Below are 26,537 nucleotides of genomic sequence, written 5' to 3' on the forward strand. Positions count from 1 at the left end.
GGAGTTCCGCGATGTAGCTCTCGCTATTCGCTGACCCCGTTCGGGCGGGAACTCTCCGAGGCGCTGGCGCCGCTGTCCGACTGGGGACACCGCCGCCTGGACCGGCTGGCCGAATCCGCCCCGGCGTCCTGACCGGGCTCACCTCCTCCTTTCCCGAACCGCGCTTCCTGCCGAGCGGGTTGCCCTGCCGTCTCCCGTATCCAGGTTCGCCCCGGCGGGTTCGGCTGCCAAGTACCCACAAAAAGGTGGGTACGGGCGATGCTGGCGGGATGGAACTGTCGACTGTGTTCACGGAGTTGCTCGGTGTACGGCACCCGATCGTGCTGGCGCCGATGGGCGGATCGGCCGGGGGCGCGCTGGCGGCGGCCGTCTCACGCGGCGGCGGGCTCGGCATGCTGGGCGCCGGAATGGGCGACCCGGACTGGCTGGCCCGCGAACTGCCGCTCATGGCGGACGTGGCGGAGCCGTGGGGCGTCGGCTTCCTGAGCTGGGCGGCGGATATCGGCGCGGTCGAGCGGGTGCTGGAGCACGGGCCCCGGGCGGTGATGCTGTCGTTCGGTGATCCGGGTCCGTTCGCGGGACGCGTCCGTGCGGCGGGTGCGACGCTGATCATCCAGGTCACCGATGTCCAGGAGGCCCGGCAGGCCGTGGACCTGGGCGCCGACGTCATCGTGGCGCAGGGCACCGAGAGCGGTGGGCACGGTGCCCGGCACGGGAGGTCCACCCTGCCGTTCGTGCCGGTCGTGGTGGACCTGGCGGGGCCGGTACCCGTCCTGGCGGCCGGCGGGATCGCGGACGGCCGGGGCGTGGCCGCCGCCCTGGCCCTGGGCGCCGCGGGGGCGCTCATCGGCACCCGGTTCCAGGCCACGGCGGAGGCCCTTGCCGACCCCTCGGCCACCGAGGCGATCGTGCGGGGGAGCGGGCAGGACACGGAGCGCAGCCGCGTTCTCGACATCGCCCGGGGATCGCGGTGGCCGGCGCAGTACACGGCTCGCACCCTCGGCCACCCCTACCTCGACCGGTGGCGGGACCGGGAGGCGGAGCTCGCGGCGGACCCCGGGGCCAGGCAGCGCTATCGGGACGACGTGGCCGACGGCGTCGTGCCGCCCGTGCCGGTATGGGCGGGTGAGGGCGCCGACCTCATCACCGACGTGCCGCCCGCGGCCGGTCTCGTCGCCGCACTGGCGGCCCAGGCGGCCGACGCCCTGGAGCGGGCGGGGAGGCACCGCGCGCACGAGGGGCGGTGAGCGGTGAGCGGCCGGGCGGTGTCACTCACCGGCCTTCCGCACATGCGGTGTCCCGACCTTCCGCACCCGTGACGTCGCCGCGGTGACGGGCCGGCCGCTCCGGTCCAGAACGCGGAAGCGGGGCACGTCCCGCCCGCCGTCGTCGACCAGGACGGAGTGGTCCTCGCCGGGAGCGAAGGCGTGCCGCTCACCCCACTGCCTGAGCGCGACGACGACGGTGAACAGCTCCTGGCCGGACTCGGTCAGCCGGTAGGTGTGGCGCTTGGCCCCGGGCGGGGTGCTCGTGGCCAGGATGCCGTGCGCGGTGAGCTTCCGGAGCCGGTCGCTGAGGATGTTGCGGGCGACGCCGAGGCGGTTGCGGAAGTCGGTGAACGACGCCGCGCCGTCCATCGCGTCCCGGACGATGAGCAGGCTCCAGCGGTCGCCCACGAGATCGACCGTGCGCGCGACCGGGCACGCGGGATCGGTCCAGTCCTGCTCGGCCCAGCTCCGCTCGGTCCGTTCCTGCTCGGTCCAGCTCCGCTCGGTCCGTTCCTGCTCGGTCCAGCTCCGCTCCGTCCGTTCCTGCTCGGTCCAGCTCCGCTCCGTCCGTTCCTGCTCGGTCCGGTTCTGCTCCGTCCACTCCTGCTCGGTCGGTACCGCGTCCGTCATCGGGCCCCCTATGAGTTTCAGATTGAAACCATTGTGCCTCGCGCGGCGGTGTCCTACTCTCAAACGGTTGCAGATTGAAACCAATCGAGGGGTGGCGGGAATGCCGTCGACAATCACACGCGGTCAACGGTTCGTCCTGGCGGCGGTGTGCGCGGTGGCGGTGTCCACGATCTACGCCATCCAGCCGGTGCTGGAGTCCGCTGGCGGCGAACTCGGCCTGGCCGGACCGGAGCTGGGACGGCTGGTCGCGGCCGGCCAGCTCGGCTACTTCGCCGGGCTCGTCCTGCTGGTGCCCCTCGGGGACGTACTCGACCGGCGCACGCTGATCGTCGGGCATCTGATCCTCACCGGAACGGGAGCGGCGATCACGTCCCTCGCCCCCGGCGGGATGGCGGCCGGGGCAGGCCTGGCGCTCGCGGGCCTGTTCGCGGTGGTCGTGCAGATCACGGTCGCCTACGTCGCGGCCACCTCGCCCCCGGGGGAGCGCGGCCGCAACATCGGCACGGTCACCTCGGGGGTGGTGCTCGGGATCCTCGGCGTCCGGCTGCTGGCGGGCGTACTGGGGGACAGCCTCGGATGGCGTTCCGTCTACGCCGTACTCGCGGTGCTCTGCCTCGCTCTCGCGCTGTTCGCGCACCTGACCCTGCACCCCGACGTCCGGCCCGCGCGGGCCCGTTACCGGGATGTCCTGGCCACCGCGGGACGCCTCGTCGCCACCGACCGGCTCCTCCTCGGCCGCGGGCTGATCGCGTTCTTCCTGTTCGCGTCCTTCGGCACCCTGTGGAGCGGGCTGGCCCTGCCGCTGGGGGCCGCGCCGTGGCACTTCGGTACGACGGTCATCGGGCTGTTCGGCCTGGCCGGCCTCATCGGCGCGGTGGCCGCCGCACGCGCGGGCAGCTGGGCCGACGCGGGGCACGCCCACGCCGTCACCGGCTGGTCGCTGGCGCTGCTGGCGGTGTCCTGGACGCTCACCGCCTGGACGTCCCCGGGCCTGTGGCCGCTCATCACGGGCGTCGTACTCCTCGACTTCGCCGTCCAGGCGGTGCACGTGAGCAACCAGCACCTCCTCACGGCCGCGCACCCGGAACGCTCCAGCAGCGTCATCGGCGCCTACATGGCCTTCTACTCGCTCGGCTCCGCCCTCGGCGCCACCACCACGACATGGGCGTACGCCGCCGCCGGCTGGCGGGCCTCCTGCCTGCTGGGCGCCGCCTACGCCGTCGCCGCACTGGCCGTATGGGCGCTCGCCCGCCGCACGAGCGCGTCCCCCCGCCCTTCCGCTTCGGTAGGGCGCTTCGGTAAAGGGGTGGCTCGGTAAGGCGCTTCGTAAAGGGGTGGCTCGATCGCGTGTCGGAGAGCCAGAATCCTGTGATGCGACAGGCTCACGAGGACACCGAACTGCGGGCCCTGGTCCGCCGCTACGTCACGCCGGAGCGCCGCTACCTGAAGCTCGGCGGCGGTGTGCTGACCATGCCGGATCCCGCGTACGGCCGCTTCGCGCGAGCTCTCGGGGAGGACGCGGGACTCGTCACCCCACATGAGATCGGCACGCTCCTGGAAGGAGGATGGCGTGAGCGCAGGACCGCTGCCTGGCTCATCGCGGTCTCCCGCCGTACCGAGTTCCGTGAACGCCTCGGAGAACTCCTGCTGGAGAGCGAGGTCTGCTGCGTGGGGCCGGCGTACTGCGTGGCCCTCGCCCGCTTCGGCACACCGCGCGACGCCGAACTACTGGCCGCCTACCTCGACCGCTACCTTCGCCGCCCGGACCTCGGCTACGACCAGATCGTGGTCATGGGCGCCCTCGTGTTCATCGGCCTGGACCTCGGGGAGGACCACGCCGCCCGGTTCCTGGTCCCGGACGGCCTGTGGCACCAGTGGCTCCGCGACGCAACCCACGTGCAGCCCACCACGGACCCCGCCACCTGCCTGAGCCTGATCCGCAGGCTCTGCGCCTTCGCCGACGAATGCGCCGGACTGCGATGACTGCGGCCCCCACGGTCGCGCCGGAAGGCGGTGTCACCGGTCGAGCCGGTGGCACCGCCTTCCGCCTGCACTCCGCGCGGCGACCGTTGCGCCGTGGGAGCGTGTCGCCGCAGCCGCAGCCGCAGCCGCAGCCGCAGCCGCAGCCGAAGCAAAAGCAACAGCCCCAGCCGCGACCGCGGGTTGGTGTCAGCCGGTGGTGGTGTCCGCCTTGCGCCGGCGCATCCACCACGCCAGTGCTCCGCCTGCCACGACGGCGGCAGCTGCGATGGCGCTGATCAGGCCGACCGGGACATCCGACCCGGTGTGGGCGAGGTCGCCGTCAGGGTCCTTCGCCGGGGGCTGGGTCGGCTTGCCGGTGTCACCGGAGCCCGGGGTGGTGGGGTCCGGCGACGGCGTCGACGGGGCGTCCGTCGGCGTCGGCTTCCCTGTGTCCGTGGGGGACGGGGTGGGGTCGGGCTTGGCGCCGTCGGTCTTCGCGGACCCGCTCCCGCCGAGCAACGTCACGTCGGCGTCCCGCTCGGAGGTCTGCGCCCGCACACTGTCCTTGGTCGTCTGAGGAAGACGCCGGTGCTGGAGCTGGAACTCCGCGTGGGTGACGTTGCGCTTGGGGGCCTTGGAGAAGTCGACGCCGCCGACGAAGAAGGTGTAGACACGTCCGTCGCCGAGGGGCCACTCGTAGGTGAAGTCGCCCTCGGTGAAGGACTTCACCATCTCCTTCCATACGGTGCGGCTGTCCCAGTCGGCGTTCTCACCCCGCAGCGGCCACCGCTTGAGGTTGTTGCTGTTGATGATGGGCCGGAAGTCGGTGGGCTTCTTGGCGTCCTGCTGCCGGATCCACTCGGCGGCCACCCGGGACTTGTAGACGCGGCGCAGGTCGGCGTACTTCTTCTCGGTGTTGACCTGCTTCTCGACGTGCGGAACGAGGTACTGGCTGATCAGCTGGTGGCTGCGCTCCTTCTCCGCCTTGCTGAGCTTCTTCGAGCAGTCCTCGCCCTGCACGGGGGTGTCGAAGTCCATCGCCGCGTGGTTGAGCTTGAGCGGGGCGTCGAGGATGTAGATGCCGCCGTCCTGCTCACGGACCTTCGCCCGGCCGGGAACGATCCAGTTGCGGCCGGATCCCCAGCACGGCACCCCGTCGACCTTGGGGGCGGCGTTCATGAACTCCTTGCCGGGGGACTTCTTGGGGTCCATGGCGCGGGAGAAGTCCCGCTTCATCTCCATGTCGGCCTCAAGAAGGACGCGTCCGGCGTCGGTCCCCCCGAACCCCTTGTCCATGATCTTGTCCGGCTGATCCGGATTCAGGTTCACCCACTGCCGGTCGGGGGTGAGGGCCAGCCAGGTGAACAGGGCGTCCGAGGCCAGTTCGAGCTTGGCCTCCCCGCCCCAGCCGGGGTTGTTGTCCTCGTCGGGCATGAAGTCGGCCTTCATGCTGTAGTCCAGCCCTTTGCCCTTGACGGGGCTGCCGACGTACTGGAGCTCCAAGGTGGAGAAGTCGACGCCGCCGGGACCGCGTCCGAGGGCGCCGCGAGTGTTCATCTGGTTGTACTGGTTCTGGATCTGCCGCGCCTGCGCCGGGTTCCTCCCGGATTCGTAGGCCGTGGAGTTGATCGGGCCCTGGGTGCCGGTATTCGGTCGAGGATTGAACACCGGATAGGTCTTGGTGTACTTCGTCTGCGGCCACAGGCCCTTGGCCGTCGCCCGCCGCTCCGCGATCCGGATCGGGTTGTTGCCCGAGCCCCGTTCGGCGCGCAGCTTGGCGTTCTCCGCCGCGTACTCCCTGGTGGTCGCCCTGTTGGGCTTCTCCCCGGCGAACATGGTGAACTTCGACTTCGTGAAGTCGTACTTCGCGTCCCTGTGGCGAAGAATGATCTTGTCGTTCTTGAACTGGGTGGTCTTCCGCTTGCCGTCGGCCTTGAACTCGCCCAGATCGCCGGTGCGCTGGTTGTAGGCGTCGTAACGCCTGGACGCGATCTTGTTGCCGTTCTTGTCGAAGATCTCGACCTTCACTTCACACTGCCAGTCGGGGCCGACGAGGTTGAAGTCCTGGACGGCCTTCCGCTCGAAGACACCTCCCTTCTCCCGGGAGTGCTGGGCGCCGATCAGGTTCTGCGGCACCCACGACTTGAACGCCTTCGGAGACGGCTTGCCCTGGATGTAGCGGGCATAGCGGGACCAGATGGCGCGCTTCATGTCCTCGGGGTTCCGCGACGCGCGATAGGCGGAATCCCACTTCTTGACGTCCGCGTCGGTGTTCCCGACGCTGTTCAGGTCGGCGCGGGTCGGTGCGGGGACGTTCTCGAAGCCCTTGAACTCGAGGTTGAAGTAGTACTCCTCGTCCGCACCGCCCTTGACCCAGTGCTGCTGGCCCGTGGGGGCTCCGGAGTTGTCCGGGGTGCGGGGGAGCGTCTTGCCGAGGTGCATCTTGTCGCAGCGTCCGCCGGACGTGACCTTGGCGTAGTCGCCGGGCGCCGCGTTTGCGGTGCCGGTGACGCCGACGAGCATCATCCCGACCGCCGAGGTGACCGCGAGGCAGGAAGCCAGGCGTCGCCGGAGCCGGGTACGGATGGATAACTGTGGTCGCATACGTGTCCCTGGTCGTGGGGGCCATGGGACCTGGATGGTTCGGGCGGGCGGCTGGTCGGGCCCCCGTGTCAGCTTTCACCGACCGCCGTTCAACACACTAGGGGTTCCCAACGCCTGTGTTTCAAGGGGTTGTTGGGCGTTTCGGGCGCCAGTTCAACAGCCCGGCGACACTGGTTGGCACTACCGTCGACGGCATGACCGAACCTGACGAGACGTACGACCCGACTCGGCACCCGGACCTGCTCAGGTGGATAGAAGAGCGCCGGGACGCACACGAAGAGTGGGCCGAACAGACCCCCTTCGCAGACGCGTTGGACTTCGCCCCGTCCTCCTTGGAGGCCCTGGACGAGTTGGTCCGGCAGACCGCGAACAGCATGGAGGAGGTCACCGACCAGCGTATGGCGCCCTTCTTCCAGGGCGCGATCTGGTACGTGGGAGAGGTGTTCTGCCGTCACCGGAAGATGGTGTGGAAGTACATCCCCGACATCGTCAGCGGGGATCTGGAGCCGTTCTTCGGCGCGGCCGGGGAGACCTCCACGCTCGATCACCCCTGCGTCGGTGCCCCCGCCGACCCGGAGAGCTATCTGTACCCGCTGAACATGCTGCGCCGGATCCTCCTCACCGAGGACGAAGTCGGCAACCCGGTCGAGGAGACGCTGTCGTCGATCTTCGCCAACCCCTTCGACGAGGACGAGGACGAGGACGATGAGGACGACGACGAGGATGACGGCGAGAGGCTGGACGCAACCGGTAGTTGGGTATGACACCGGCCCCCTTGCCCGGCCGTCCAAGCAGACCGTCGGGTGCCCAGAAGGGCAGTTCGTCGGCTTCCGACGGCTCTGAGTACCCACGTACCCAGCGGCCGAGGAGGGTGACGCGGAGCGACTCCAGGCTTGCTGGAAGGGCTGGGCCGCACGGCCGTCGGTACCTGCAAAATCCTTCGTCCGTGCCGCCGCCCGGATGATGAGGTGGCACGGTGATGAACCACGAGGGGACCGCGACCGTCCGGCCGTCGACGCTGGCTTGGGTGGGTCGGCACCTGGAAGCCGGCGAACGGGTCGTCGGAGCCGAGGCGCTGCACGGCGGCATCACCGCCGAGATGCGGAGGCTGGTCATCGGCGCACGGGACGGACGCACCCGTGACCTGGCGCTGCGGAGCTACGTCGACCCGTTCTACCTGGAGAACGCCGAGGACGGGCTGATCGGGGAGGCCGGCGCTCTGACCTTGCTCGCGGGGACCGGTGTGCCGGCTCCTTCGCTGGTCGCGGTTGATCCGACCGCCGCGCAGTGCGCGTATCCGTCGCTCCTGATGACCCATCTGGCGGGCCGGACGGTCCTGGACGACAGGGGAGTGGAGGCGCGCGTGCGCCTGCTGGCCCGTCAACTCGTCGCGATCCACGCGGTGCGCCCCGCTGAGCGGCCCCGGGAATATACGACGTTGACGACCGCCGACACCGTCGTGGTTCCCAGGGGCGGCGACGCGGACGTATGGGCCGCGGCGATCGAAGTGATCCGCAGGCCCGCGCCACCCTATGAAGGGCGCTACCTGCACCGGGACTTCCAACCCGGCAACGTGCTGTTCGACGTGTCGCCTTCGAACCCGGAAGGCGCTCGGATCACCGGCGTCATCGACTGGGCAGGACCCTGCTGGGGCCCGGCCGATCTCGATGTGGCGCACTGCTCCGTCAATCTCGCGCTGCTGCACGGCCCGGCTTGGGGGCTGCGGTTCGCCGAGGCGTACGAGGAAGCCGGCGGCGTGCTGGCTGCGAGCGGGAGCGAGCGGCTGTACTGGCGGGTGCGGGACGCGCTGGCCGCCTCGGAGGAAGTGCGGTCGGTGTCGCAGCCGTGGCGGGAGGCCGGGAGAACAGAGCTGACGACGCGAGCGGTGGAAGACCGGCTGGATGCCTATGTCACGGCCCTGATGGACGCGCCGGGCTGACACGCGGGACAACGGGACAAAGGGGCAGTTGCCCGAGACCGAGCGAGACGTACTGTCCGTTCCCAGTAGAAGTGAGCAGACGGACTTGATCTGAGCAGGGGCCTGTCATTTTCGCTGAGACGGTCTAGGGCGAAGGAGTCCCGGCGAAGTTGCGGGCACGTCTCTGATCTTCTGCTTCTCTCTCAGGCGTCCCGTGCGTTCTGACAGGCGACGGCAATCGTGACCTGGCCATATTCAGTTTTTCTGGGAAGGCGGCGTCCTTCCCGCGCCCCATCGAAAAGACGGACGGGGGACGTGGCGCATCCTGCTCGCTAACTTGAGCACCACGCCCGACTGCTCGAAGGCCGTGCGTGCCAGCTGGCGACGGACTGGAGTGTTGGGAACCTCATGCCGAGTTCCGTTCGTCTTCTCTACCTGAGCGGCCGCGGCTTCCAAGCCGGGCCCGAGTTGCGACGGAGGCACGCGTTGCGCCAACCCGTAGGCCGGTACGTCTACTGGTCCCAGCGACTTGTCAGAGAAGTGATCGACGACAACGGGGTCCGGCTGGACCCTCGCATCAAGCCTGCCCTCAATCTGGGCCTGCCGGGCAACGGCGTCAACCTCGCCGGCCGGGACCGGGAGAACACCACCTTCGACATCGCCGAGAAGCTCAAGAGGAGGCTCCGTAAGTCCATCATCACGGACTTCAGTGCTTCGACGTCCGGACGGCTCATCCAGGGAGCGGGCCAGGCAGAGGTGGCGGAGTTCCAGCGGTGGGGGTACCCACAGCACCGTCTCCAGCATCGGACAGCCGTGATCCACACGCAGACTGTCACGCAGGAGGGGCATCGCGTTGATCTCTGCTTGTTCGGGAGCCTGAAAAACCTGCGAGGCTTCAACGTTCCGGAGGACGACTCTATCGGTGGATGGACCTCGTCAGCCGCTCCGATGATCGAGGAGTTCATCGCGCTCCGGGGTGCAGAGGTGAGTGCCCGGACGGGACGCGCGTATCCACTGGATGGCGAGGCGCTTGCTGTGGAGATCCTCAAGGTCGCGCTGGCACAGGGAATTTATGCCAACCCGGTAGATCATGCGGGGCGTCCCGAGAGTCGCGCGTACACCTTGTTGGGGTTCGACGCGACGGAGTACGTCGCCCTCATCTACAAGGACGTAACACTCACACCGAGGCGGTGGAACTTCCAAGTTGAGCCGGAGATGGCCGGAGTCCGCCGCATCCTCATCGGGGCCCCGCTCTGGATGCGCACGACACGCCAGGACACCATCCGGACCTACTACGGCGAGAACCGAGTGGTGATCCCACGCGTCTCGGGCACATCGAGCGCACCCGCGATTGCTCCCGCATCGAGAACGCCGGCGGGCCATGTCCTCCTTCAGCCCTCGCAGGACGAAGATCGTACGCAGGACTGAATCGTCTCTCGTTCCCATCCCCACCATGACGACGGCCACACTCATTCAAAGTGATTCGTCCTACTCGGAGTTCTCAGTGGTAGGCACCGACGGCGGTTAGGTACAGGCTGGCTGCCGCGCCCACGGTGCTCCCGCCGATCAGGAGAGCGGTGCCGGGGGTGGTGCCCTCGCGCCACGCGACGAACGCGGCCGCGCACCCGAGGTGGAGAGCGGCAGACAAGGCCAGGAGCAGGGCCAAGAGCTGCTGTTGAGTCATCGAAAGGATCCAGTTCTCGGACGGTGGCCTCGCCGGGCCGCGGGCTTGGCTGAGACCTTGCCCGTCCGACAGCGTGTCCGGCGAGGTTCTGCGACGGATCGATCACTTCGCGCCCAGTGCGCCTTTACCGGTTGTTACGCTCCCGGGTGTCCGATGTCAGCCGATCGGACACCCAGGACGCCGGTCGGACCCAGGTGTTCGGTGAGGAGCGGATGCATGGGTGACGTGTTAGCGGATCTCCGGCAGGTGGGGGAGTTCAAGCGCCGTGCGCTTCGCGACCGTCCGTCGAACCGAGAACTGGCGAGGCTGGCGGAAGTCGCCCCTGGTACGCCGGGCGCCTGGCTCGACGGTGCGAACCTGCCGCAGGACCTCGGGAAGCTGATTGTCGTCCTCGAGGCGATCTGTGCGGAAGCCGCCCGCATAGGCGTCTTGGGCAGCCGCGTCGACGACTCCGGGAAGACCGCTGCTGAGCTGCTGGATCCCGGGCGTTGGCGCGCCGCCTTTGCCGAGGAGCGCGAGCGTCGGGCTGAGGACACCCGGTCGGCGGTCGAGCGTCAGCAGGCGCGAGCGGCCTTGGTGGAGGACGAGCGCCGTGCCCGGCAGGCCGCGCTCGTGGACCGCCCGCGACCGGTCGGAGAGTGGACTGCTCAGCGGCTCGGTGTGCACCCTGCTATCCCAGGGCGCCCTGTCGGCGACGGCCTCCGCGACGGTGTCGACGGATCGGACTTCATCCTGCCTCGCTATGTGCTCCGCCCGCACGATGAGCGGCTGCGCGGCCTGCTGCGGGAGGCAGTGGCGACAGGGGCCCGGCCGAGCCTGATCGTGGTGGAGGGGGGCTCGTGCACAGGCAAGACTAGAACGGCCTTCGAGGGGTTGCGGGCGTCGGTACCGCCGAACGTCCTGCTGCTCTTCCCAGCGGACCCCGCCGGTCTGCTGGACGTTCTGGCCGCGGAGGCCCTCGAGCCGGGAAGCGTGCTGTGGCTCAACGAGGCCCAGGACTATCTCACCGGCCCGACAGGTGAGGCAGTTGCTGCGGCGCTTCTACGGCGGCTCGACGGCAAGGGACCTCTCGTGGTGGTCGCCACGTTGTGGCCGGAACATCTCAAGACCCTGCGGGACGCTGGCCACGGTCACAGCACCGGCGGCGGATTCCGTGACAGCGGTCCCGATCAGAACCGGCTATCTCGCGCGCTCCTCGCCCAGGCCACTTACGTCCATGTGCCCCGCACCTTTGCAGACGCCCTAGAGCTGGTCACGGAACTCGCCTGCCAGGACGGCTCGTTGGCGGCGGCCCTAGAGTCCGGCCACGCCGATCTGACCCAGACCCTAGCCGCCGCTCCGGATTTGGTCGACTTCTACGAGGTCCCCGTCGGCGAGGCGGGGACCCACTGCAGGGCCATCCTCAGCGCCGCGATGGATGCCCACCGTCTCGGCGTCAGCGGACCGTTGCCGCTCGCCTTCCTAGAGGCCGCAGTTCCCGGCTACCTAAATGACGACGAGAGGGCCGTCCATCCGGGGTGGTTCACCTGGGCGCTCGCCCACGCCCGTACCGTCGTCAAGCAGACCACTAGCCCGCTACAGGATGTCGCCCGCCCTGGCCGGATGGGCGTTGTGCCCGGCGTGGTGCGCCTCGCCGACTACCTGCAGCAGCACGGTGATCGGACCCGCCGAACCGTCTGCCCGCCAGCCTCTTTCTGGGATGCAGCGGCCAAGCACCTCGCGGATGCCACAGACCTCCACCGCCTCGCCTACGCTGCCCAAGAGCGGGCGAGGCTGCGCCACGCCGGCGTCCTGTTCGCAGCCAGTGCGGACGCCGGAGACCCGTCCGCCCTTTTCGCACTCGCAGTTCGGATGGACCGGGCCGAAGACAACGAGATGGCGCAGAGGCTCCTTGAAGCCGCCGCAGCCGCGGGCGACGGACAGGCGGCGGGCGACCTGGCTTGGCGGGCAACAGAGATGGGGGAGCCCGCGAAAGCGGACCGGATCCTGAGGGCCACCACTGATGCTGCGCGCCCGGACGCCTTGGCGAGGCTGGCACTCAGGCACGAGCTGTCCGGAGACCGAGTCCAAGCCAGGCGGCTTTATCTGGCCGCAGCTGAGCTGGGAAGCGAGTCCGCGCGAAGGTACTTGGACTGGGAGAGAAAAAGGGAAACGGAACGGAACGCGGAGCGGCAGGAGGTTTTGGATTCCTCGCCTTCCAAAGCCGAGGACAGAGTCCCGCTCGTCCTGGAGGAAGTCGACTCCTATGTGCTAAGCCACAACAGGCCGGATTCCGCTCCGGTGACCCGCTGGTTCCTGGAATATGGCAATCTGCACGAGCTGTTCGGGGATATGCACGAACGCCAAGGCAACCACGAGGAGGCTGAACGCCTGTATCGGGCAGCCGCCGGGTTGGGTAACTCCAGGGCTTTACGAAAACTGGCTGAGCAGGCGGCGGTTTTGGGGCACCGTGAGAAGACGGAGCGGCTGTACCTGGCGGCTACTGAACTTGAATGGGTGATGTCGGGAACGGTGAGTGTGGTGGTGCCCGGGGGCGCTCCGTGGACGGCTGCTGAGTCAAGATGAGCACATGAGCGAGGATGAAGCGGATCTGCTGGTGCTGCTGCGCGAGCTCGATGATCCGGAGTGGCTGGAGTGGCCGCAGCACTACGACCGCGGCGAGGCCGCAGCGCACTTCCGTGTCCTGGTAGCCCGGCTCGAGAGTGACTTCGCAGCTCGCTGCACGGCCGAGCGGGACACCCAGGACTCCAGCGAGTACGGACGCGTCGTCGTGCCCGGGGATGCAACCGTATGCGGTACTCGGATCGTCGTCTGTGTGAGCAAGTTCGGCTCGCTGGCTCTGGTCTGCGCCGACAACCCGGGCGCCTTCTTTGGAACGGCTGACGCCCAGGCCGAGGGCGAGCTGGATGCCGCGGACCTTGCCAAGGTCAACCGGGCGCTTGTCGAGCTTGGCTATGTCGTGGTTGCTGAGGAACTACTGGAGAGCGACTATGACGGGCCGAGCCGACTGCCCTGGCACGTTCAGCGGCCCAGTTGGTCGGATCGCTTCTTCGGTATCTTCTGATGATCACGCCGACAGGGTCAGGCCGGCGCCGGCCAGGCATCCGTCGATCACCTCCGGCCTGTACTGCAGCATCTTGAGCTTGCGCTTCACAGCGCGGGTGACCTGGCCAAGGTCGGCGGCGGCCAGGTTGCCGATGTCGCGTTTGACCAGGGACCAGATGCCCTCCTGCGGGTTGAGGTCCGGGGCGTAAGTCGGCAGCTGAAATACGGTGAGCCATGAGGCGTTGGCCTCGAAGAACTCCCTCAGTGGCGCAACCAGGTGCATGCGTAGGTTGTCCCACACCAGCACAATCGGGCCGCCGAGCTGTGTATGGGCGCGGATTACCAGGTCGCGGTAGTCCTTCCAGCCGAAGCCCTTGGGTTCGTTCTTGCGGCCCCGGTACTCACGGATCGCGTAGAACAAACGGGACCGCTCACCCGGCTTGTAGCAGGTCATCCCCGCCATGGATACTCGGCCCGAGCCCCGCCCGCGCACGCGGACGACCGGCGTGCTGCCCCTGCGGCCCCACGTCCTGGCACGCGGCGGTGTCATCGACTGGCCGGCCTCGTCCTCGAAGACCACCCAACCGCTGTTCGCCGCCGCGGTGCTCTTACCCGCGGCCACACCTCTCCTTTCCACAACTCCACCGCGTCGTCGTCACGCTCGATAGCGCGCCGGGTCGGCTGCTGCCAGGACCAGCCATAGCGCCGCAGCAGTCGCCACGTGCCCTCCACGGTGTACGAGACGTGGAACAGCCGGCCGATCACCGTCTTCACGCGGGCCAGCGTCCACCGCTGGTCGGCCCACCCGTGTGCCAGCGGACCGCAGTCCAACTCCCGCTCCAACCTGGCCATCTGCGCGTCAGATAGTCGGGGTCGGCCAGGTGATCCCTTGGAGGCCACTCCGGCGTGGCCGCCCTCGCGCCACTGGCGTCGCCAACGCTCCACCGACCGTTCCGAGACCCGCAGCATGGCAGCGATCTCCCGGTTCTTCCGGTCAGCCTCGAAGCACGTCACGGCCTGGCGCCGGACCCGCTCTCGCGCGTCTCTCTCGACGTCGGTCAAGCCGCCGCCCTGCGGATATCTCACCGAACGAGGACTACCGAGGCCACTTTCACGCTGTCTGGCGAACAGCCCGACATCACCCGATCAAGTTCAGTATCAACACCGGAGACGACCGGTGGCTCGACGTCCGTGACCTGGCCTCTTCCCGCAGGGAGCTGGTGGAGAGCTACGAGCGTTATGGCATTGAGGCCGACGGAACGCTGTCCGAGCCGTGGCCATGGCCCGTCCCGAGAGCAGTCGGTCCCACGGTCTCGATTGAACCCGAGGCTGAGACATGAGGTCGGTCTGGGTGACAGCAAGGACACGGGTGCCCTCCTGGCGGTGGTCGCGCCGGATCGCGTCGATCAGTCAAGTTTGAGAACCACCTCCAAACTCTCGGCGCGGTCATGTGTTGCATCGCTACCGTGGCTGTGTGGCCACGAAGAACATGCCCGCAGCAGGCCAACCACTCGCGCCGATCTATCCGTACAACGAACCGAGCCAGGCCGTCCTTCTGTACGACGGCCTGATCGGCGGGCTAGGAGCAACCGACGTTCCTGGCCGCGTCGAGTTGATCTGTTCAACCGGGTTCAACTTCGAGTGGAAGGTGGGAGATGGGGCATCTCCAGGCTTCGCGAACCGCGACGAGGTTGACCTGATTCTCCATCGTCCGATGGGCGACATGATCATGCCTGGGGTGCCGCGGAACATCGACGGAGGATGGTCGAACGGGGCCTCGTTCGGGAACCCCGGGGCCTCATTGAATCGACTCGTCGTTCATTGGTTCAACCTGCCCAACTGGCATGGTCCGATGGGGCTGGTGGCGAGGACGGCCGACGGAGAGCCGGAGTGGTCAGGCCGTTGGGAGCATCAAACGAGCGGCTGGAAGATCACGCTAGATGTACGCCCCGACCATCAGAGGGTTTGGCGCGATCTCCACCAGGCTGATGTGTACGTGATGACGCACGTAATGGAGGTGCGTCGTACCGATGGCTCGCTCTTTACGCCCGACGAGGTAGATCCCGTGCTGACAGCGATGCACGTTGGGATCTCGTTCGCGCTCGGCCGATGGGCTGCTCCCATGCTGTCAGTTGGCGAGGACAGCGGCGGTCGCGGGGCGTGGGAGCAGTGGGGTGCCTCCCACTGTGACCCGGCGCGCAGGAGTAGTGATGGTTGGTGGTACGACCAAGATCACCAATCGCTTGGCGACTTCTTGAGCCTTGTGATCGACGCCTTTGCGGACCCTGACCGACTCGTTACGCTGCGCTTTCAGATGATGTATGCCATCTCCGCCATGCGGAGCCGGGACTTTGTCGAGCCTCGAATCATCATGGGTACAGCTGGCCTGGAACACATCATGTGGGAACGTCTCGTCCTCAACGGCGTTTTGACCAAACAGCAATACAAGCAACGCCCGGCACATCAGTTGCTGCGCGAAGTGCTGCTGAGTGCCCAGATCCCCGTTGACATCAACCCTCAGCTCCTGCCGGCGGCCGCACAGTACGCTGCTGATGTAAAGATGATCGAGAACAAGGACATTGACGGTGCTGACGTCGTAACCTGGGTCAGGAATCGACTGGTGCATCCGCAAGAGGCGCAGGAGTCGGTTTACCGATTGGATGGCTTGACGAGAGATTCTTGGCTTCTCGCTCGCCATTACCTAGTGTTGTTGATCCTGAACTCACTAGGATACAACGGCAATTATAGAGACCTCACACGAATTCGGGGCTGGGTGGGCGACGTGGCTAACGTTCCCTGGGCATGATCGGCGGATCTGGGGGTTCTGCGTCAGGTCTCCCGTGCGGCGCAATCCACGGCGGGTGTTGGGCGCTCGGCGTCATTTGTGCAGGTCGTCTCGGACGCTCCCTCGGGATTCGCCCGATGTATACGGGAGTTTACTATTTCTGCTGGAGCTCATCCCGAAGGGCGTCGTGGTCGTCCGGCGTCATCACCAGCATCAGTGATCTTCCCAAAGGGTCGGTCCAGCGGAAGAGGGCGTCGTTGGAGAAGACGTGGGAGTGGAGCTTCTCGCGAAGGGTGGGGACGTTCAGCCGGTGCTCGGCCTCTGTGTAGACGGCGTTGATGGTGCGCCGGTGCTGGCTGAGGTTCGCCCATCGGCGAGGCGCCCGCAGTGTCCGCCAAGCAGGATCGGCCAGCATGCCCAGCAGCGTGACGAACTCTGGATAGGTCGCGATGTAGTCCCGCTCGTCGACGCGTCGCCTGATGATGTTCCCGTAGATGGCTTCCTTGGGAGGGAGCTGGGCGAGGCGGTCATTCCAGCGTGAGAGCAGATGAGGTTGGTTCTTGTTATGGAGCCAGGAGCGGACCAAGTGCTGCGCTTCTTTCGTCGCTGCTTCCAGGGTGTCGGGGAAACGGCGGGCGATCCGTCGGTGTCGGTGCTCAGCGGTAACGAGCTCTGGGAGGTGGCCGACGCGGTAGTGGCGGTTGCCGTCTACCCAGATGCCGTGTCGGCGGCAGAGCTGGAGATCGGGCGGGCGATGGGCGAGGACGGGGCTGGTGATCCCTCGGCGGTGCATGCAGTGTGAGCAGGCGACGTAGAGACGCCGACGGTAGCGGACTACCTCACCTGTGGTGCGCGCCTCAACCCGGGCGATCGCTGGTAGCAGCATCCGGAGGGTCTCGGGCGTAAGGCCCGTCAGGATGGCCAGCCGTGGCAGAACCATCGGAGTCCAGCGCCAAAGTGTGTCTGTTCGCTTGCCGACCTGCGCGTTTTTGAACGGTGTCAGAGTTTTCGCCAGTTGGCCCGCCGTTACTTGGTTGGCGGTGGCGAGGCGGTGCAGATACCAGCCGAAGACCTCGCCGTGGACCGGTGGCAGAGGAAGCGGAAGGAGCCGGACAGGGGCTTCCCAGGGCTCCATCGCTCAGGCAGCCCTCGGTGTGCGGGTGCGCTTGGCACGGCAGTGATCCGGCTGGGACTGCTGGACAGCGTGGTCGAGCTCGATCTCGTCGAGCATGCGCTTGGTGATCTTTTCTGCGCCGGTATCGATGGCGTCGACTGCGCCTTCTCGGACGAGCTGGGAAAGACTGCCGATCAGCCCGCCGGTGCGTTCGTGCAGGTAATCGGTCATGGCGACCAAGGTGCCGGGACGATGGGCGTGTAGCCGCAGGGAGTCTTCCATGGTCGCCACCAGGGCCTGCCAGTGTTCCTTGTCCGCGCGGTTCTTGTGGCCGAAGGGCCGGGAGGGGATGACCGTGTAGCGGCCGGCGATCTGCTGCCCGCGGGTGCCCTGGAACAGGCTGCTGGTCTCGACGTCGAGACCAGCAAGCACGAAGGTGGCCGCGATCCGTTCCGATAGGTACTTCAGTTGGTCGGATGCCTCGGCTCCGTTGCGGGTGGTCAGGTCGAGGTTGTGGATCTCGTCGACCAGGACGAGCGTGGTGCCGAGCTTGCCGAGCAGGTCACAGACGGCGTTGGTGATCTGGACCTGGCTCATGCGGTGCTCCAGCGGGACGCCGAGGAATCGGGCGAACTCGCCTGCGAGCATCTTCGGGGTTGCGGCCGGGGGAACGGTGACGAAGACGACCGGAAGTCCGCCGACAGCAGCGGGGTTGCGGCGCCGGGTGATCTGTTCGACGTTCTTTCCCAACTGGGTGATCGCCGTGGTCTTGCCGGTGCCGGCGGAACCGGACACGATTAGGCCGCGCCGGGCGGAGACCTGGTGCCGGTTGAGCACGATGCGCTTGCGGCCGGTGGTGACGACGCCGCGGATCGTGGGGGTGTTCACGATGACGGATCGTGTGTGGTAGTCGATTCGTGCTTCCTTGTATGACTCCAGTTCGTCCTCGTCCAGGACGGTGGCGGGCGGGAGCGACGGCGGGGGCTCCGGGTTCTCGTCGACGAACGCCCGCCAACCTTCCTTCGTGGTCAGCGACGCCTGCGGATTTGCGATGTCCTGTGGCGGGGCCTGGTTCACAGACGGCTCCCGTCAGTGAAGGCGTCGAAGACACCGAAGGGGATGACGTTCGACGGCTGCTCCAGGACGGTGGTCTCGTCCTCGGCGTTGTCCGGAGCAGGTGCCTGCGGCAGCGCGGCGAAGGGACGAGAGGGCTCCAGGGCAACGCGTGTGCGGGCGGCGATCCGGCGGTCCGGGCCGCTTTCCGCCCGGGTCAGCAACTGGTCTACCGCGGCCGCAACGGCGGCCTGATCGGTGTCGTCCCGGCCCCGCAGCGCGAGCAGGTCGCGGGCTCGGCGCCAGGTGAAGTCCGCGAACGGTGCGGAGACTAGGTGCGGTGTGTCCACGGGACAGTGATCCACTCACCGGTGCGTGCGTCGCGTACCCAGACCTGGGACAGGTCGTAGGGGTCGTAGTGGACTTCCCAGAGCCCACCTTTGGCGGTCACTCCCGAGGAGCGGCGTCGTAGCGGGTTCAGCCCGGGGCAGTTGTAGGTGCGGTGGTCGACGCGGATGCCGTAGTCGTTGACCGAACGCCAGAGTGCCGGCAGCAGCTCCAGGTAGTCGGTGCCGCTCAGCGGCATCGGCAGGTAGCCGGTGCGAGAGACCAGCAGGGCATATGCGTCGTTGGGAGACATGGGCTGGCCCGGTAGGAACGGGCTGCGCAGTCCTTCGTGTGGCCGTTGCTGCCAGCAGGCCACGATCCACTCCTGCAGCAGGTCGTCCAGTTCTGCGAGCGTCCAGACGGCCTCGACCTCAGCGCCCCGGCGGGTCGTGTTCGAACCGGTGTAACCAGGAATGTGCTGGCAGAACAGCGTGTTGATCGAGGAAAATGTCCGCTCGACGATTCCCTTGTCGGTCGGGGTCGCCGGGCGGGACGGCTGGACGGAAACGCCCAGCGACCGGCAGGCGGCAAGGAAGGTGTTGGAGACGAACACCTTCCCGTGATCGATGCCGATAGTCTCTGGCACGATCACCGGCTTCGCGGCTGCCTGCTCCAGGCGCGCGTCGATCTCCAAGAGCCTCCGGTAAGGGATCACTGTCGTCGACATCGCCAGCGCGTCCGACCAGCCGGGCCGTAGAGGCTCCGGGACCAGCATCTTGGCCAGCAGCAAGGCGGCGTCCACGGACTTGGTGCCTGCCGGTCGCAGCACCGCAGCGCAGATCGTCCTCGTTGCTACGTCGACGGCGATCGTGAGTTCCGGGCGTCCACTCACCCCGTCCTCCAGGACCACCAGCACGTCCAGCGGTGTCGTATCGATCTGCACCATCTCGCCGGGGCGGCAGGCCGAGGAAGGGGTAAACGCTCCCTGCGGGCGGCGAGCCGCTGACCTGCGGGACGTAGCCTCGCCGAAGGCATGCGTGCCCTCGCTCATCGCCTCGACGAGCCGGTAAAACGCCGACTTCGACGGCATCGCCACCGTTCCCCGGCCGTGGCGCTCAGCCAGCAGCGCCTCCACTCGCCGACGCAGTCGGCCGCGGGTGCCGGTGGACTCGTTCGTCGTCGCGGCCAAGATCTCCACGATGGCGGATACAACCCGGTCGTCGGCCCGCCCCGTCGGCGAGGACAACCGAGTCTTTCGGTGATCGACCAGCCCCCACAGCCCCTGCTCGCGGTAGCGCCTGCGCATCCGCTGAACGGTTCCCGTACTCGCCTGCCAGCCGATAGCACGCAGTTCCGCCACTTTGGCCGCCACCCGCTCCTCCAGCGTGTGGCTGGCCGGGTCGTATTCAGGACGTGGCGGGATTGCGGGATCCGCGTCCAGAGGCTTGCCGAACTCCACCTCGGTCACATGCCGTTCCCAGGCCACCGCCTTCTCCGCTTCCCGTGCCGGCACGATGTCCAACAGCGCGAACGGCGGCATACGCCCCTGATCGGCACCTTGGCCGATGAGTTCAAAGCCTTCCGAGGTCAGTAGATGCGACAACAACACCAGGCTCGCCGAACCGGCTTCGTCGAGGAGCCGCACCGTCGTCCCGGACAGGCCGATGACCGTCTGCAGCCGGTCATCCAGGTGCACCCGATCGCCGACCCTCAACGCCGCCCGTGGCCCTGGGCGCCCGTTCACAGGGCCTCCGGCCGAGACACCAGCGTGGCATCCGAAAGAGGCCGCGACAGGTCCGCTGTCAGCCGTCCCAGCCAGAGCAGATGGAACACCGTCGGCAACACCGCGATCGGATCACCGAGCAATGCAGCCTGTAACACCAGCGGCGACGGCACCGAAAACAGCGCCAACAACCGGGTCACGACTCCCTCATCCGCTCCGTGCCGTGGATGCCGATATCCCGCCAGCCAGCGGACGTTCGCCATCCGCACCGGATCCACCTCTCCGACAACCCGGTAGCCCCAACCCACTGCCTCGCACGCTGTCCGCGCCGCAGCGAACTTGGCTGCCGACCGTGCGTCGATCCGGTCCAGCGGTCGGCAGCCGACTACCAGCCCCCGTCCGTCCTCGAACCGAGCGAAGTAGTCCGGAGCGTGCGAGACCCGCTTGCCCCGCTCGTTCTCCCAGAACAGCCAGAACGGCTGCGATAGCAGCCCCATCACCTGCGGCGTGAAGTCGAGCAGCATCGCGTGATCCCGCTCCAGCCAGGACTCGAACCCCACGTGCCCACCGGTCGTCGCGGACCAGTACAAGCCCGGGAAGTGGCGCTGCCCGCGATACGACGGAAACCCCCGCACTGGCCGTCCCGCCTCGAACTCCACCGAGACTGCATCCGCCAACGGCCGCCGATGCTCACCCTCGTCATCCCGCCACCCGACCTCGAATCCGTCCAGTCTCGACGGCGTTGCGCCTTCCAGCACACACAGCCCCACGGCGGCCACTGTGCAGTTCCATAGGAACTGAGGGGACCGAACGGGATCAAACCCATCATCCGAGTGAACATCTGCAGCACGGCGGCCAGCTCAGCGCTGTGGCAGTGAGGCCGCCCGGCCTCGGGGGGATGAAACGTCAGCCGGTGACCTGGTCCCGATGAAGCTGGGAGGGTAGAGCCGCGACGACCCAATGCAAGATTCCATCTCCGCGTTCACGGAGGTCCTTGATCGTCTTCTCAACCTCGGCCTTGGTGATGGTGAGAAGCGCCTCAGGCTTACGCCTCTTGCTGACCAAAGCCATGGTCTCGATCACGGGTTCGGGGGCCGCCTCGGCAGTACGGGCGTCGCCATCCCCGGCAATCGCGATGAGGCCATGCACGAGGTTGTTCCGCGTGTTAAGCAGATCCTTCAGCCCTGACAGCAGCGCCAACCCTTCGGTTCGCTGGTCGCCGTTGATCTCCTTGTTCACCTTGAGCAGGACTGTGCAGGTGTCTATGAGATCGCCTGCGCTGAGGCCGGCTGCGACCAACTTCGCGTATCTGGAGTCCAGCAGCGCGACCATGAGCTGACGGAGGTGAAGTTCCACCAGAGCGCTGGCCTGTGCCGCCTGCCCGACAAGCGTGATCATGCCGTCGTATGCAGCGGCGCGGATCTTCTGCTGACGCTCGAACTCGTCGTGTCTCGCCTGTTCTTCTGCGTTCATGGCGGGAGCGTAACCAGGGCTCAAGGAACCGTGGGTGTTGGTCTTATCGCTCACTCGGCCCTCACCAATCACGGCCGTCCGGAGGGAGCTCGTCTGTCACGTCCTGTATGCGGTCCAGGGCAGATTCTGCGAGGTCGCGGTAGAACTCTTCCTCGACGCTTCCCTTGGCACATCCGTCGGCCAGATCAGTGGCCTTAGCGTGTTCCTCGACATCCTCAGGGTAGGGCTGGCCGGGCGTCCCGGAGCGCATTCCGCTGTTGCTGGCGTTATACAGAGCGACCCTCATTGTGTTCAGGCTGGTGTCTCCGTGGCGGTCCGCGGCGCGCAGGCAGCGGCGTACGAACCCGACGTCCCAGACGAGTGTCCGGGGGGCCTTGGAGAGCAGCGCCGCGGCGACCCTGATCTTCACGGGGTCGCTGTCGTCGAGATACTCGTCGATCACGTCAGTGACTTGACCGTTGTAGGGCCCAGCTACGAGCTCGAAGATGTTGACTCCCAGGTAGCGCCTGCGGGTGGACTCCGGGTCGGCGGCGATCCAGTCGCGAATCTGTCGCAGCAGGTGTGGGAAGTCATCGTGATTGCGGAACGGCGGGGTCACGTTCCAGCGGAAGGGCAGGGGGGAGTGCATGCCTGTCACTTGATGTAGTGGGCTTTCCACCCTGGCTTCGAGTAGTTCGATGACGGCGAGGGGCTCGGTGCGGGCGAGTTCTGCGAGGAACTGGCCGATCTCGTAGCCGTCGATGGACGGTGCCGCGACCAGGGCGGCGAGGAAGGCCCTCTGCTGGTCTTTGGGGAGATCCGACCAGGACAACTGACTGTACGGGGGACCAGCTACAGCCAGGGCGAACGCGTCGAAGTCCCCTCTCTCCACGGCGAGCGATGTGGTGAGCAGTTCGACAGCCAAGTCCTTGTGCTGCGCGGCGATGGCGTACACAGCCCCGAGAGCGGCCCTTCGTACGACGTTGTCCCCGTGAGCGACGAGTTCCCGGAGCAGGTCCCCCTCGCCATCCAGCAAGTCGCCGCGACCGCGCTGGTTACCAAAGGCGTGCGCCACTCCCTGGGTGAGTTCGGTGTTCCCCGAGCTCATGAGAACCCGGCCCCAGTGGACCGCGCGGTCGCCGGCGGCGTGCCCCAACGCAGTGAGAGCGACCGACGTCAGCGACGTCAGAGAACTCCCGGGCGAGGCCATGGCCTGTTTGCAGATGGCTTCGCCGACGGGCGGGCGGTGGGTGACCAGCGTCAAGATAAATGGCCGGGCCCGTCCGATGTCCGTGCCGAAGACTCTGTCGTTCTCACTGAGCAAGGCATCGACACGCGAGGCGATCGCATTATCTGCCCAGTCGGCGAGAGTGGCCACCACGTCTCTGAACAGCGAGTCTTGCGCAGCACGCCAATCCAAGGGGCGGGAGTGGGGCGCGGGGTCGGCCGGTCCACCGTGCAGTGCGCGGGCGAGTTCATTGTCGGGTGCGGTAGGGATCGCGCTCAGGAGGTTCTCGGCGGGGCGGCGAAGGCTGCCGGGGCCGTGCTGTGCGAGCCAGCGCAGCTCGGTGCGGACGGAGACCAAGATCGCAGGTGGCAGGGTGTGCTGAACGATGTACCTGTGCAATCGGTCGATGGTGCTCGCGAGGTGCGGTAGCCAGGGCTGGCGCATGGCGTCCGTCATGGTCAGCCCAAATCCGCCAAGTGGCAGGCTTAGGGCGTTGCCGATCAGGGAGCGGGCGGCCGAGGCGCGTTCGAGTTGCGGGTGTCCCAGCTCCTCGAACGCCAGGTCCAGCACGGCGTCGCGCACCTTCAGAACCTCCCTGGCGGGGGGAATCACGTAAGAGCGGAAGGTCAGGGTCCACGAGGCGGGTGTCCAAACCTCGTCGTGACCCTCTGTGGCCAGCAAGGGGGCGAGCACGCTCAGTGGCTGGTGGACGGAAGGAGTGGCAGGTGCGCGTGTCAGCCAGCGTTCGACCTGGCTGATGAGTACCTCCTGGTACTTGGTGGGGCCCCAGCGGGTGTAGTCGGCCCGTTCCGCGAGAATCCGCAGAGGGTGCGAGGGATGTTGAGGCACGCCGCGTTGGTCGTCGCGCCCCAGGGTCCAAAGAAGGGTGGCTGCCTGCGGCAGGAAGTCCAGATGATGGGCGATGCCTTGGAGGACAGGGGCCAGGGCATAGCGCACTTCTGTGTCAGTCCACGTGCGGCTGAATCCGAGCCCGACTTCTGCCGTGACGGGATTGCAGGGGTTGTCCACGGCCCACGAGACTAGGTCGAGGGCGCGTCGCGGTTGGAAGAAGGCGAGCTTCGCCACGACCTCCAGCAGGCTCACGCGCCCCCGTGCGTCCGCGCTGCGGAAGGCTCCCGTGATCTGCTCCCACAGGGGCTCGATCAGTCCGTCGGCGCCGGTGCCCTGTTGATGCTGTTGCCAATCCACACGGCCGGCGTTCACCACTAGGTTGGCCAGCGCGCTGCCCCGGCTGGCTTCCATGGCTCTGGCGAGGTAGCCCGTGGAGAGGCCTGTGCCTGAGTGCCGCGCTGCTTTCACGAGCAGGGCATCGCCCAACAGGTCCGGCACCAAGCGCACTGCGGTGCCGTGGCTCAGCGCCACCCCGGCATTCTCAAGGGTCGCCAAGTGCTGCGCGCAGAGATCGAAGGGCAAGCTGGTCAGGGCTTCAAGCGATGTGCGGACCTCCGGGTCCGTGAGGCGCACAGGCTGGAACGCAGCGAGAGCGGAAAGCAGTTCCTGGGGTACCTGGCCTGAGGCCGGATCGGCGGTCAGAGCATCGGCGAGCCGGTCCGTGAGCTCCAAGTGGAGTTGCTCGTCGCCTTCGAATCTCTGCGGATCCAGGGCGCCGTTATTGATTAGCGCCGCACCAGTGACGATCAGCAGCGGGCAATCCCGTGCCGCTGCGGCGAGCCTCGGTGCGTGGAGCTGTACCGTTTCGTCCAGAATCTCGCTGGCCAGGGAGATCGCGTCCTCGAACTCTAGGTCCCCAATCTCGACGACGGTGGTCTCGCTCACGTGCAGCCCCGCCCTGGCAAGCGCGCGGCGGGCATGAGCCATGCCGTAGGGGCGCATGGAGAGCAGCACGTTGGCAGAGGCGTTTACGCTAAGAACCCCGGAGACGACCTTTTCCAGAGGGAGAGTGTCGTCGTGTGCGTCGTCGACGATCACCAGCAGCTTGCCCGTGCTTGGCAGTTCCCTGAACGCGCCCGGACCGATGGTGGAATCAGGTCCGAGCACTCTTACTTCGACGGCAGGCTCTGCGTCACGCAGCGCTTCGCACAGGGCCGTCGCGATCTTCGTTTTCCCGACTCCGCCCCGGCCGACGAGGAGTGTGACGTGTCCTTGCTCGCTCCTGGCGAACGGTACAAGGCTGTCCATTGTCTGCGTGCGTCCGACGAGTTGCCAACGGTGCGTGTAGACGGAGCCCCTGTTTACCTGACGGAGGTAGTCGTCGGGTTTCATCCAGGGGTCCGGCTCCACGGTCCCGTGTACCAGCGTGTCGATGTACATGTAACCGGTATTGGCGATTCCGCCCTCGGCGGCAGTCGCTGGCCCTGTGTGCGACAGCTGTACAGGGGCCTGAGGAGTGTGGGCGGCTCCCGGAGCCGGTCCGCGATAGCCGGTTACGGCCGTGCCCTCGCTCGCGGCTTGGGCGTTGCCGGTGTCCGACACGGATACTGATGGCTCGGTCGCCTCGTCCCGAGCTTTGCCTGATGCTTTCGCCATCGGTGCGCGGGTCCTAGTTCGAGTAGTCGATGCCAGAGACGGAGTTCTCGCCGCTGGCTTCGCCAGTGCGCTCAGCTGTGGCCGCGCCACGCCCCCGGCCGCCCGGTCGTCTGATGCCGGTGACGCCGCCGCTAGTCGCCTTCCCAGTCCGGCTGGCCCTGTCCGTGGGGCCGGCCGGGGACGGGTGCTGGAACAGAGCCCAAACCAGGGCCACGATGCCGATGGCGGCTTGGATGGAGGCACCCACCAGCGCTCCCGTGTCGGGGCTGTTCAGCAGCCAGAACAGTGGAGTGGAAACGATCCCCACCACTGCTAGCACGATGACTGTGATCTTTCGGCCCAGCGTCATGCGGGTCCTCCCAGTGTGCTGCCAGGACGGCGACCCGCCCATTTGCATGATCTCGCCACGTGTTCGTCTGCCATAAGGAACGCGCTCTGTAGCCCCTGTGGTTCCTGGGCTCCTCGCACGGCGTCAGCATTGCTGACGCCGCACAGTGATGCGTGAACCTCCTTGAGTGCCAAGCCGTACCAGCCCAACCTTCCTGCACTTGCGACAGGTGGGCTGACCCGTGCAAGCGGGATCCGTTGCTAGATGAGCAGCACTGCAGTTTTGGTGGGACTTGATCACACTGTTGATCAGATCCAGAGGGACTGCTCATCTTTGCTGGGAACGGACACCTATCGTGCTCAGGCTCACACACCCGTACGAGTGGTTCGGAACACTTTTGCAAGCGGGTGCTTGCAAAAGTTAGCGCCGAGGGTCCACCATCGAGGCATGGCATCACTCAACGTCGGCAGTCTCGGCGAGTACCTGCGTGAGCAGCGGCGCACCGCGCAGCTGTCGCTGCGGCAGCTCGCGGATGCCGCCGGGGTGTCCAATCCCTATCTCAGCCAGATCGAGCGCGGGCTGCGCAAGCCCAGTGCCGAGGTGCTGCAGCAGGTCGCCAAGGCGCTGCGGATCTCCGCCGAGACGCTCTACGTCCGGGCGGGGATCCTGGACGAGCGGGAGCGGGACGAGCTGGAGACGCGGGCGGTGATTCTGGCCGATCCGTCGATCAACGAGCGGCAGAAGAGCGTGCTGCTGCAGATCTACGCCTCCTTCCGCAAGGAGAACGGGTTCGAGGACGAGCCCGGGGGTGAGGAGGGGAGTGCGTCCGGTGCGGATGCGCCCTTCAATGCCGACGGCAGTGCTGCCGATACAGCTTCAAAGCCTTCAAAACCCTCACACTGAGTCTG

The 26,537-nt window shown here is 67.1% G+C and carries 23 protein-coding genes and 2 pseudogenes; 12 read left to right on the plus strand and 13 right to left on the minus strand.

The window, feature by feature from the left end; translation table 11 throughout:
* Nucleotides 1-24: 24 nt before the first annotated feature.
* Both OG892_RS21970 and OG892_RS21975 read left to right on the plus strand, forming a co-directional pair.
* Nucleotides 25-132, plus strand: a pseudogene (locus OG892_RS21970) (transcriptional regulator); the annotation flags it as partial.
* A 137-nt stretch (nt 133-269) separates the two neighbouring features.
* Nucleotides 270-1,247, plus strand: a complete 978-nt coding sequence (locus tag OG892_RS21975; RefSeq protein WP_371630045.1) for a nitronate monooxygenase — start codon at nt 270-272, stop codon at nt 1,245-1,247.
* A gap of 21 nt (nt 1,248-1,268) precedes the next feature.
* Here the strand turns inward: OG892_RS21975 and OG892_RS21980 are convergent, their stop codons facing one another.
* On the minus strand, nt 1,269-1,898 hold the full coding sequence (locus OG892_RS21980) for a winged helix-turn-helix transcriptional regulator (protein ID WP_371630046.1): 630 nt from the start codon (nt 1,896-1,898) through the stop codon (nt 1,269-1,271).
* Between the two features lie 100 nt (nt 1,899-1,998).
* On the opposite strand from OG892_RS21980, the gene OG892_RS21985 reads away from it, so the two are divergent.
* Together OG892_RS21985 and OG892_RS21990 are read left to right on the plus strand one after the other, a co-directional pair.
* On the plus strand, nt 1,999-3,216 hold the full coding sequence (locus OG892_RS21985) for an MFS transporter (RefSeq protein ID WP_371630047.1): 1,218 nt from the start codon (nt 1,999-2,001) through the stop codon (nt 3,214-3,216).
* A gap of 53 nt (nt 3,217-3,269) precedes the next feature.
* Entirely contained in the window at nt 3,270-3,881 is a 612-nt protein-coding gene (locus OG892_RS21990; RefSeq protein ID WP_371630048.1) for a DUF6000 family protein, read from the plus strand.
* A gap of 186 nt (nt 3,882-4,067) precedes the next feature.
* Here the strand turns inward: OG892_RS21990 and OG892_RS21995 are convergent, their stop codons facing one another.
* Nucleotides 4,068-6,464, minus strand: a complete 2,397-nt coding sequence (locus OG892_RS21995) for a hypothetical protein (RefSeq protein ID WP_371630049.1) — start codon at nt 6,462-6,464, stop codon at nt 4,068-4,070.
* A gap of 194 nt (nt 6,465-6,658) precedes the next feature.
* Here OG892_RS21995 and OG892_RS22000 point away from each other — a divergent pair, with 194 nt between their 5' ends.
* The 3 genes from OG892_RS22000 (at nt 6,659) to OG892_RS22010 (ending at nt 9,810) form a co-directional block, all read left to right on the plus strand.
* A complete protein-coding gene (locus tag OG892_RS22000; protein WP_371630050.1) occupies nt 6,659-7,228 on the plus strand; it encodes a hypothetical protein in 570 nt (189 codons plus the stop codon).
* 215 nt (nt 7,229-7,443) lie between these two features.
* Nucleotides 7,444-8,403 carry a phosphotransferase family protein gene (locus OG892_RS22005; protein WP_371630051.1) on the plus strand — a complete coding sequence of 320 codons (960 nt, stop codon included), beginning with the start codon at nt 7,444-7,446 and terminating at the stop codon, nt 8,401-8,403.
* 519 nt (nt 8,404-8,922) lie between these two features.
* Entirely contained in the window at nt 8,923-9,810 is an 888-nt protein-coding gene (locus OG892_RS22010) for a hypothetical protein (protein ID WP_371630052.1), read from the plus strand.
* A gap of 73 nt (nt 9,811-9,883) precedes the next feature.
* On the opposite strand, the gene OG892_RS22015 is transcribed toward OG892_RS22010, so the two are convergent.
* A complete protein-coding gene (locus OG892_RS22015; protein ID WP_351420488.1) occupies nt 9,884-10,066 on the minus strand; it encodes a hypothetical protein in 183 nt (60 codons plus the stop codon).
* Between the two features lie 216 nt (nt 10,067-10,282).
* Between OG892_RS22015 and OG892_RS22020 the strand changes: the two genes are divergently transcribed.
* Complete coding sequence (locus OG892_RS22020; RefSeq protein ID WP_371630053.1) at nt 10,283-12,631, plus strand: sel1 repeat family protein; 2,349 nt, start codon at nt 10,283-10,285, stop codon at nt 12,629-12,631.
* 4 nt (nt 12,632-12,635) lie between these two features.
* Nucleotides 12,636-13,130, plus strand: coding sequence for a hypothetical protein (locus OG892_RS22025; protein WP_285566650.1), 495 nt, complete (start codon nt 12,636-12,638; stop codon nt 13,128-13,130).
* A gap of 3 nt (nt 13,131-13,133) precedes the next feature.
* Here OG892_RS22025 and OG892_RS22030 read toward each other — a convergent pair whose 3' ends face one another.
* Nucleotides 13,134-13,733 (minus strand): transposase, encoded by a 600-nt coding sequence (locus tag OG892_RS22030; RefSeq protein ID WP_371630054.1) that lies wholly within the window; start codon nt 13,731-13,733, stop codon nt 13,134-13,136.
* A complete protein-coding gene (locus OG892_RS22035) occupies nt 13,658-14,197 on the minus strand; it encodes a winged helix-turn-helix domain-containing protein (RefSeq protein WP_371630055.1) in 540 nt (179 codons plus the stop codon). The genes OG892_RS22030 and OG892_RS22035 overlap by 76 nt, the downstream gene beginning before the upstream one ends.
* 388 nt (nt 14,198-14,585) lie before the next feature.
* On the opposite strand from OG892_RS22035, the gene OG892_RS22040 reads away from it, so the two are divergent.
* Entirely contained in the window at nt 14,586-15,917 is a 1,332-nt protein-coding gene (locus OG892_RS22040; protein WP_371630056.1) for a hypothetical protein, read from the plus strand.
* Nucleotides 15,918-16,050: 133 nt separating this feature from the next.
* Here OG892_RS22040 and OG892_RS22045 read toward each other — a convergent pair whose 3' ends face one another.
* A complete protein-coding gene (locus OG892_RS22045) occupies nt 16,051-16,482 on the minus strand; it encodes a hypothetical protein (protein ID WP_371631766.1) in 432 nt (143 codons plus the stop codon).
* Here OG892_RS22045 and OG892_RS22050 point away from each other — a divergent pair, their 5' ends adjacent.
* Nucleotides 16,483-16,698 (plus strand): hypothetical protein, encoded by a 216-nt coding sequence (locus OG892_RS22050; protein WP_371631767.1) that lies wholly within the window; start codon nt 16,483-16,485, stop codon nt 16,696-16,698.
* Here the strand turns inward: OG892_RS22050 and OG892_RS22055 are convergent.
* From OG892_RS22055 to OG892_RS22085, 7 genes and pseudogenes are all read right to left on the minus strand, one after another.
* Nucleotides 16,672-17,031 (minus strand): annotated as a pseudogene (locus tag OG892_RS22055) (hypothetical protein); the annotation flags it as partial. The gene OG892_RS22050 and the pseudogene OG892_RS22055 overlap by 27 nt on opposite strands.
* 3 nt (nt 17,032-17,034) lie before the next feature.
* Nucleotides 17,035-18,087, minus strand: a complete 1,053-nt coding sequence (locus OG892_RS22060) for an AAA family ATPase (RefSeq protein ID WP_371630057.1) — start codon at nt 18,085-18,087, stop codon at nt 17,035-17,037.
* The gene (locus OG892_RS22065) at nt 18,084-18,413 is read right to left on the minus strand and encodes a hypothetical protein (protein ID WP_371630058.1); all 330 of its coding nucleotides are present in this window, start codon (nt 18,411-18,413) and stop codon (nt 18,084-18,086) included. Before OG892_RS22065 ends, OG892_RS22060 begins: the two co-directional genes overlap by 4 nt.
* Nucleotides 18,395-20,086 carry a Mu transposase C-terminal domain-containing protein gene (locus tag OG892_RS22070; RefSeq protein ID WP_371630059.1) on the minus strand — a complete coding sequence of 564 codons (1,692 nt, stop codon included), beginning with the start codon at nt 20,084-20,086 and terminating at the stop codon, nt 18,395-18,397. Before OG892_RS22070 ends, OG892_RS22065 begins: the two co-directional genes overlap by 19 nt.
* Nucleotides 20,087-20,130: 44 nt before the next feature.
* Entirely contained in the window at nt 20,131-20,844 is a 714-nt protein-coding gene (locus OG892_RS22075; RefSeq protein WP_371631668.1) for a TnsA-like heteromeric transposase endonuclease subunit, read from the minus strand.
* Nucleotides 20,845-21,019: 175 nt separating this feature from the next.
* A complete protein-coding gene (locus tag OG892_RS22080; protein WP_371630060.1) occupies nt 21,020-21,586 on the minus strand; it encodes a hypothetical protein in 567 nt (188 codons plus the stop codon).
* Nucleotides 21,587-21,647: 61 nt separating this feature from the next.
* Nucleotides 21,648-25,085: a hypothetical protein gene (locus OG892_RS22085; RefSeq protein ID WP_371630061.1), complete on the minus strand. Its 3,438-nt coding sequence runs from the start codon at nt 25,083-25,085 to the stop codon at nt 21,648-21,650.
* A 991-nt stretch (nt 25,086-26,076) separates the two neighbouring features.
* On the opposite strand from OG892_RS22085, the gene OG892_RS22090 reads away from it, so the two are divergent.
* Nucleotides 26,077-26,532 carry a helix-turn-helix domain-containing protein gene (locus OG892_RS22090; protein ID WP_073733043.1) on the plus strand — a complete coding sequence of 152 codons (456 nt, stop codon included), beginning with the start codon at nt 26,077-26,079 and terminating at the stop codon, nt 26,530-26,532.
* The last annotated feature ends 5 nt before the right edge of the window (nt 26,533-26,537 follow it).

Source organism: Streptomyces sp. NBC_00341 (assembly GCF_041435055.1).
GTDB lineage: Bacteria > Actinomycetota > Actinomycetes > Streptomycetales > Streptomycetaceae > Streptomyces.